We start from the raw sequence: 7,783 nt of genomic DNA on the forward strand, positions 1-7,783 counted from the left end.
GTCGCACCGAGAGCGTCGATGCGCCGCGCCTTGGCGAAGGCGCGCGACTGAGGATGGGGGGGGACACTCCCACCGGGGACATTCCTGATTCATCTCCGGGATGCGGGAGAGGAGTGTCCCCGCCCATCAGGAGTGTCCCCCCTGAGCGCAAGGAGCGCGTACTCCGCGGGAGCGAGGGGCCTGTCCCCGGAAGGGTCGGCAGCCGAGGCGAAGCGGATGCGCCGTCAGACCGCGAAGGACGACCGAGCACGGCGCAGGCGTACTCGCGGTACGCCGAGCCGGGCGCAGGGAACCCGACAAAGGGCGGGCGGTGCGTTCCCTCGCCGCAGGCGCCGGTCGCCAAAAGGGCTGCCTTTTCTGCTGCGACAAGCGATCCCCGGGCTGCGTCGGGCGTGCTCGTCGCTCGCTTGTGCGGCGTACTTCCCGTACGCCTCCGCACTCGCTCCTGCGCTTGCCCGCCGTAGCCAAAGGGTCTCTCTTGTCTCGCGACGAAACCCTTCCGGGGACCGGCCCCCTGCAGCGGCGCTCGAATGCAACCGTATTTGTGAAACGGAGTACTTGGGTGCGGTTCGAAAGGAAACAGTTTCATCCCCGTCTTTGCGAAACCGAATCAGATTCCTCTGGCTATGGGCGTCAACCTTCTGGAATGTTTGGGGATTATTGTGTACTGATTTTCCTTGCTCCATGGTTCCGTTTTTCATAACCCCCCGATAACAAAAAAGATTGGAAAAAGGCATTCTTTTTGCTATCTTATTGATCCCGCCGTGAAACCCGCTTGAACAGGAAGGGGGAGGACCTCGATATGGAACGGTTATTTTCGGTATATAAAGTGGTGGGAGACACCAGGATCCTGGTCGGCGGTGTGGTCGAACGACGTCAATCCAGACGAATGACATCCAATCAGAAAGGGCTCGTCGAAATCGCAAAGCGGAAATTCAGGGACTTGCCCGACGAGGAGATCAAGATCGTCCTGAAGGAAGAAAAGTAACCCTCTTCCCGATCCCGGCAACGGGATCTTTTCCCCGACCCGTAGAAACGTTTGTCTCCCCGGCCTTCTTTGACGGATACTGGTGTACCGTCTCGCAAATAGCTTGACGCACCGAGAGCGTCGATGCGCCGCACCGGCAAGGCGCGCGACTGAGGCATACCGTTGAGTATGGTGAAGAAGCGCAACGAAGCTGGTGGGGATGCAGCGGCGCTCGAATGCCAAGGTATTTGCGAGACGGTGCACTAGACCGGAAGGAAATCGAGGACAAAGATGTCCGACCCCCGCACTCCGCAACCGCTGTTCCCCGACTTCCGGGGAGGCGAGCAGAACGCGGCCACTCGCTCCGCGCCTCTTGCGGATCGCATGCGTCCGAAGACCCTCGTCGAGTTCGTCGGCCAGGAATCGATCCTGGGAGAGGGAAAATTCCTCTCCTCCATTCTCTCGGCGCGCCCTCTGCCGTCCCTCATCTTCTGGGGTCCCCCGGGCTCGGGGAAGACGACGCTCGCCCGCATCCTCGCGGCCGAGACGAAGGCGGTCTTCCTTCCCTATTCGGCGGTCCTGGCGGGCATCAAGGAGATCAAGGAGGTCCTGTCCGATCTGCGAAGGGTCCGGACCGGGGCGGACCGACCGGCGATCCTGTTCATCGACGAGATCCACCGCTTCAACAAGGCCCAGCAGGACGCCCTGCTTCCCTTCGTGGAGGACGGGACCGTCACCCTGTTCGGGACAACGACGGAGAACCCCTCCTTCGAGATCCGCAACGCCCTCCTGTCCCGCTGCCGGGTCCTCGTGCTCGATCCCCTGTCCGCGAAGGACGTGGAGACCATCGTTTTGCGAGGCCTCACCGACCGGGAGCGGGGACTTGGCAAACCCCGGGAGTTTCTCGCCGCGGACGCCCTTCGCCATATCGTGGAGATTTCCGACGGCGACGCCCGGGTGGGGCTAAACGCCCTGGAGGCGGCCGCCGCGATCGCGGAGCACCGGAAACTTCCTCTCGTGGACATGGGGGTGGCGGAAGAGGCGCTGCGGACGAAGGCCCTCCTCTACGACAAGGACGGGGAGGAGCATTACAACATCATCTCTGCATTTCACAAGAGCCTGCGCGGTTCGGATCCCGACGCCTCCCTGTACTGGCTCGCCCGGATGCTGGCCGGGGGGGAGAACCCCCTCTATATCGCCCGGCGGATGATCCGCTTCGCCTCCGAGGACGTGGGAAACGCCGCGCCGGGGGCGCTGTCGATCACCCTCTCGGCGGCGGAAGCCTACCGGACGCTGGGGAGCCCCGAGGGGGAGCTGGCGCTGGCGCAGGCGGCGGTCTACCTCGCCACCGCGCCGAAGAGCAACCGGGTGTACATCGCGTTTCAACGAGCCATGGAGGACGCGAAGTCCCGGGGAAGCCACCCGGTGCCGATGCACCTGCGCAACGCCCCTACCCGACTGATGAGGGATCTGGGCTACGGAAAGAAATACCAATACCCGCACGATTTCGCGGACGGGTTCGTCCCCGAGGAATATTTCCCGGAAACGCTGGGGAGACGCACTTACTACGAGCCCTCGGAGGCCGGCCACGAGAAGGTCATCGCCGAACGGCTGAGGTCGTGGTGGGAGGCTCTGCGGAAAAAGTGAGCCGGGCCCCTTCCGGTTCTCAGTAGCCTCTCGGCGCGGGAGGGGGACCCCCCTCCACCAGCGTCACTTCCACCCGCAGCAGGGAGTTCGAGACGTACACCGTGCGGGAATAGGTGTCGTACCCCGCCTTGCGGAGCTCCAGCCGGTGGGTGCCGCTCTCCACCTTCAGGTACCGGTCCTCGGTGAAGTCGGACGCCTTCCCCTGGGAGACCCCGTCCAGCACGACCTCCGCATCCGGCGGGTTCACCGCGAAGACCAGTCCGCCGACGTCTCCCACGCCGTAGATCTGCCCCTTGGGGTAGCAGCCGCCCGCCAGGGTCAGACCACCGCCGGCAAGAAGGCCGACGAGCACCAGGGCGGCCGTCGCCGTACGTACCGCGCCGCCGGTCATGAGAACCCTTCTCATCGCGCGCCTCCTATCTCGCCAGCTTCACGATGTCGTTGACGGCTATCCCATCGCCGCTCACCCGCCGGCATACCGCCGCATCCTCGCCGAAGAGGCCCGAGACGACGATCTCCCCCTTCTCCCTGCCCGGTTTCCGGCCGAGGGAGAGCTTCGTGTCGGGATCGATCACCTCGCGTCCCTCGCCGAAGACCCGGAGCCGGTCTCCCGTGATCAGCCCCGTCTTCTGCCCGGCGTTGATGGTGATCTCGTCCCCGTCGACGGCGGCGACCTTCCCGCTCCACGGAATCGCCTCCACCCGCTGGATCAGGTTGTCGATGAACTTGGAGATCGCCGCGCGCAGGGCCTTCCCCTCCATGGTCTCGTCGTATCCCTTGGCGCCGCCGATGCCCAGCACCTGCGTCGAACTCTCCTCCTGGACCCCCGTCCCGCTTTCAGCGAAGATGACCTGCCCGGTCGTGGCGTCCACGACCCGGACGTCGACGGTCGCCTCGGCCGTCTGCGTCTTGCTCGCACCGACGAGATAGGTGGCCGACTTCTGCTTGACCCCGAACTGCGACACGGCCCCCGTCACGATCGCGTTCAGCCCCAGGACCTCTCCCGACTTCGGCCCCGTCCCCTCCTTGACGATCCCCGACTTCCCGATGTCCTGCTCGTCCAGGATCAGGTCCAGGTCGGCCCCCCGCGAAACGAGGATGAACAGGCCGGACTTGGCCAGTTCGGTCGTCAGGATGTCCTGGACCGCTCCTCCGAGACGGCCCCGTCCGTAGGCGCTCTTGTCCTGGAACCGGATGACCGCCACCCGCTTCTTCGGCCCTCGCGTCACGAGGGGAGCCTGGGCTTCGGCCTTCGGCATCACGGCAGCGGGGGCCGACGGCCTGTCCGAGGGGCCCGTGACGGGCGGGGTGGTTGCGCACCCCGCCATCCAAAGCCCCGCCAGCCCGGCAAGGGCGATCGATACGGCCTTCCGCGATCCCGGCAGTGCCGACGTTCTCATTTTTGTCCTCCCCTTACTCCCGATGTGTCCGTGTCCCCCGATGCGTCGTCCCGCCCCGCGGGGGCCTCGCGTCTCTCGAGCAGGCCGGATGGCAGTTTCCCGGCGATATTCCTGGCGACCGCCTGCCCGTAAGGGGTCATCGGGTTGAGCAGCAGGTTCCCCAGGGCATGGACCAGGATTTCCGCCCCGATCTCCCTTCCCCCGCGCGGAACGTCGACCCTCGACTGCGTGTCGCTCCCCTCCCATACCCGGTCCCCGTCCCGGGCATACAGTTCGAACGATGCGGTGACGGTGACCTTGTTGTAGACCCCCGTGGTCGTCTTGTTCCATTCCCGGACTTCCCCGTAGAACACCCCGTCCACGCCCAGCGTCCGGCACACCTCCCCGGGGGTGGTGGACGGGAGTTGACCCCCGTAACTGATCCCGAGGGTCTCCCGGAGCACCCGGTCGCTCTCCGCAAGCGACAAGACGTTCCACCCCCGCCGGGCGATTTCGCCGGCGAACGAGGATCGGATGATCTCGGAGGCGTCGAGGTCGTTGCTCCGGTTTTCCAGGGGAGCGACCGCCACCTTCGGTCCTGTCGCCGGAGGAGGGGGAGTCTCCTCCCGCAAGGCGCCCTTTCGCCCTCCGCACCCGGCCAGGGATAAGAGCAGGAGGGCGCAAAAAAGGAACCCTTCGGCCCGCCTCTTCCCGATCTCCACGGATATTGGACGATCGGCGCTGGAAGGTATTCAACAACCCCCGGCGCCGGATACCTCTACTCTTTCCAGATGATGCATGCGACGGGGCAGAGGTCCATCGCTTCCTGGATCTCCGCCTCGCTCGCGCCGTTCGGGTCGAACACCTCGGCCTTGTTGTCGTCGTCCATGCGGAAAACCGTAGGAACGTTGTCCGTGCAGACGCCGCATTCGGTGCACTCGTCCTTATTGACGTAGGGAACTTTGGCCATCCTCTTCCTCCCGGATATGATTTTTGGGTACCATAGTATCATACGAAAAATGTCCCGTTGCTCCAGGAGAGGAGAGATGAGCAGGAAAAACGCCGCCCGGGCGCTCGAAGCGGTCGCAATGCCGAGGGGAAACCCCACGGACCGGGAAACCGCGGCGCCGGACCCGAAGCCGGCGGAATACGACGTCCTGGTGGTGGGCGGAGGACCGGCGGGACTCTCCGCCGCCTCCTCTTGCGGAAGGAAACGGCTCAGGACCGCGGTCTTCGAAGGCGATTCGTGGGGAGGGGTCCTCACCCGGTGGTGTCCGGACAAGCGGATCGATAATTATCCGGGGGTCCCCCCCGGAATCCTTGCCAAGGAACTCGCCGCCCTCCTGATCGATGATGCCCGGCGCTCCGGAGCCGACCTGATCGAGGGAAGGGTCGAAGAGATCACGCCCGGGAGGGAGGTCGTGGCAAAAGATCTGCGGGCAAAGACGAAGATGCTCATCCTTGCGAACGGCAGCACCGCCGCCGAAGCGGGAATCCTTCGGGAGAGGGAGTTCGCGGGACGTCATGGGGGCGTGTACTACAATGTCCGGGACCCCGCCGGCTTTCGCGGGAAGAACGTGGTCATCGTCGGCGGAGGGGAAACCGCGATCTCCCTCGTCCAGCGGTTGTCGGGGGTCGCCTCGCGGATCACCCTGGTCCACAGACAGTCCACTTTCCGGATCCCGAGCGGACTGCCGGGAGAATTCGAGCGGAACGAGGGAATTGCCGTGCTTCTCGACAGCACCGTGGAGGAGTTCCTGGGAGACGAACGCGTCGAAGGCGTGCGCGTGCGGGATCACCGCGCCGGAAAGGACTCCGTCCTGCCGGCCGACGCCGTGGTCCTGGCGGTGGGAAGGAGGCCGAACACCGCCATCTTCCGCGACCTCGCCCTGTCCCTCGACGGAAAAGGGCAGGTCGAAACCGACCTCTGGCAAAGGACGAGCGTCCCGGGGATCCTCGCCGTGGGGGATGTCTCCTCCCACCTCAAGATGATCGTGACGGCCGTGGCCCAGGCGGCCACCGCCGCGCACCGGGCCTACCTCGACATCCGGACCCCTTACTGGAAGTGACCGCTCCCGGGAGGGGTTCGCCGGTCTTGACGGAATGCATCCCGCGGCGATATCGTAGTTTTTCCGTATACAGAATACGCATAAAGGAGAGGAAAGATGCCGGAGTTTCTTTACCAGGATCCTTTCCCGCAAGGGAAAGACGATACGAAATACAGGTTGCTCACCAAGCAGTACGTCTCCGTCTCCCGGTTCAACGGGAAGGAGATCCTCGTGGTCGACCCGGAGGGGCTCGCCTTCCTGGCCAACCAGGCGTTGCGCGACGTTTCTTTTTTGCTGCGCCCGGCGCACCTGGCGAAGGTGGCCGCCATCCTGTCCGACCCTGAGGCCGCTCCCAACGACCGCGGCGTCGCCGTGGCGATGCTGCGCAACGCCGAGGTCTCCGCCCATTTCGTCCTCCCCTTCTGCCAGGACACGGGAACCGCCACCATCATCGGGAAGAAGGGGCAGCAGGTCTTTACGGGCGCGCCGGACGAGGAGTACCTCTCCCGGGGCGTGCACAAGACGTACACCGAGGAGAACCTGCGGTATTCCCAGACGATCCCGCTCACGATGTACGAGGAGAAGAACTCCGGGACGAACCTCCCCGCCCAGATCGACCTTTACGCCACCGAGGGGCAGGAGTACAAGTTCCTCTTCGTCGCCAAGGGGGGCGGTTCCGCCAACAAGACGTACCTGTTCCAGGAGACGAAGGCGCTCCTGAACCCCGCGAGCCTCGAGAAGTTCCTGGTGGAAAAGATGAAGACCCTGGGGACGGCCGCCTGCCCTCCCTACCACCTCGCCTTCGTCGTCGGGGGAACGTCCGCCGAGGCATGCCTGAAGACGGTGAAGCTCGCCTCCACCGGCTACCTGGATCACCTCCCCACGAAGGGGAACGACGGCGGCCAGGCGTTCCGGGACCCGGAGATGGAGGAGAAGATCCTGAAAGCGGCGTACCGGTCCGGCTACGGCGCCCAGTTCGGCGGCAAGTACTTCGCCCTCGACGTCCGGGTCGTCCGCCTGCCGCGGCACGGGGCCTCCTGCCCGGTGGGGATGGGGGTCTCGTGCTCCGCCGACCGGAACATCAAGGCGAAGATCAACGCGGAAGGGATCTGGCTCGAGAAGATGGAGAGGAACCCGGGCCGGCTGATCCCCGAAAAATACCGGAAGAAGCACGAACACGGGGTCGTGAAGGTCGACCTGAACCGGCCGATGAAGGAGATCCTCGCCGAGCTGTCGAAATACCCCGTCACGACGCAGCTCTCCCTCACCGGGACGCTCATCGTCGGGCGCGACATCGCCCACGCCAAGATCAAAGAGCGGCTCGACCGCGGCGAGGGGATGCCGCAGTATCTCAAGGACCACCCCGTCTACTACGCGGGACCGGCCAAGACCCCCAAGGGGATGCCGTCGGGCTCCTTCGGCCCGACGACCGCGGGCCGGATGGACTCCTACGTGGACCTGTTCCAGTCCCACGGGGGGTCCCTCATCATGATCGCCAAGGGGAACCGCAGCCAGCAGGTGACCGACGCCTGCAAGAAGCACGGCGGGTTCTACCTGGGCTCGATCGGCGGTCCGGCCGCCCTGCTCGCCCAGGAGAACATCAGGAAGGTGGAGGTCCTCGAGTACCCCGAACTGGGGATGGAGGCGATCTTCCGGATCGAGGTCGTCGACTTCCCCGCCTTCATCCTGGTGGACGACAAGGGGAACGATTTCTATCGGCAGATCGCCGGCTGAACGCCGGC

General features: G+C 65.0%; 8 protein-coding genes. 4 read left to right on the forward strand and 4 right to left on the reverse strand.

Features of this window, described 5'->3' with window-relative positions; all coding sequences use genetic code 11:
• Positions 1 to 802: 802 nt before the first annotated feature.
• Together VJ307_09035 and VJ307_09040 are read left to right on the forward strand one after the other, a co-directional pair.
• Positions 803 to 988, forward strand: a complete 186-nt coding sequence (locus VJ307_09035) for a hypothetical protein (protein HJX74286.1) — start codon at positions 803 to 805, stop codon at positions 986 to 988.
• A gap of 270 nt (positions 989 to 1,258) precedes the next feature.
• Positions 1,259 to 2,614 (forward strand): replication-associated recombination protein A, encoded by a 1,356-nt coding sequence (locus tag VJ307_09040; protein HJX74287.1) that lies wholly within the window; start codon positions 1,259 to 1,261, stop codon positions 2,612 to 2,614.
• Between the two features lie 19 nt (positions 2,615 to 2,633).
• Here VJ307_09040 and VJ307_09045 read toward each other — a convergent pair whose 3' ends face one another.
• From VJ307_09045 to VJ307_09060, 4 genes are read right to left on the reverse strand one after another with little or no spacing between them, the layout of a single operon-like run.
• The gene (locus VJ307_09045; protein ID HJX74288.1) at positions 2,634 to 3,020 is read right to left on the reverse strand and encodes a PEGA domain-containing protein; all 387 of its coding nucleotides are present in this window, start codon (positions 3,018 to 3,020) and stop codon (positions 2,634 to 2,636) included.
• Between the two features lie 10 nt (positions 3,021 to 3,030).
• Entirely contained in the window at positions 3,031 to 4,014 is a 984-nt protein-coding gene (locus tag VJ307_09050) for a CsgG/HfaB family protein (GenBank protein ID HJX74289.1), read from the reverse strand.
• On the reverse strand, positions 4,011 to 4,715 hold the full coding sequence (locus tag VJ307_09055; GenBank protein HJX74290.1) for a GNA1162 family protein: 705 nt from the start codon (positions 4,713 to 4,715) through the stop codon (positions 4,011 to 4,013). Before VJ307_09055 ends, VJ307_09050 begins: the two co-directional genes overlap by 4 nt.
• Before the next feature lie 56 nt (positions 4,716 to 4,771).
• Positions 4,772 to 4,963, reverse strand: coding sequence for a ferredoxin (locus tag VJ307_09060; GenBank protein HJX74291.1), 192 nt, complete (start codon positions 4,961 to 4,963; stop codon positions 4,772 to 4,774).
• A 76-nt stretch (positions 4,964 to 5,039) separates the two neighbouring features.
• Between VJ307_09060 and VJ307_09065 the strand changes: the two genes are divergently transcribed.
• Together VJ307_09065 and VJ307_09070 are read left to right on the forward strand one after the other, a co-directional pair.
• Positions 5,040 to 6,062, forward strand: a complete 1,023-nt coding sequence (locus tag VJ307_09065) for an FAD-dependent oxidoreductase (protein HJX74292.1) — start codon at positions 5,040 to 5,042, stop codon at positions 6,060 to 6,062.
• Between the two features lie 96 nt (positions 6,063 to 6,158).
• Positions 6,159 to 7,775 (forward strand): fumarate hydratase, encoded by a 1,617-nt coding sequence (locus VJ307_09070; GenBank protein HJX74293.1) that lies wholly within the window; start codon positions 6,159 to 6,161, stop codon positions 7,773 to 7,775.
• Positions 7,776 to 7,783: the final 8 nt, after the last annotated feature.

This window comes from Candidatus Deferrimicrobiaceae bacterium (assembly GCA_035256765.1).
Taxonomy (GTDB): Bacteria; Desulfobacterota; Deferrimicrobia; order Deferrimicrobiales; family Deferrimicrobiaceae; genus CSP1-8.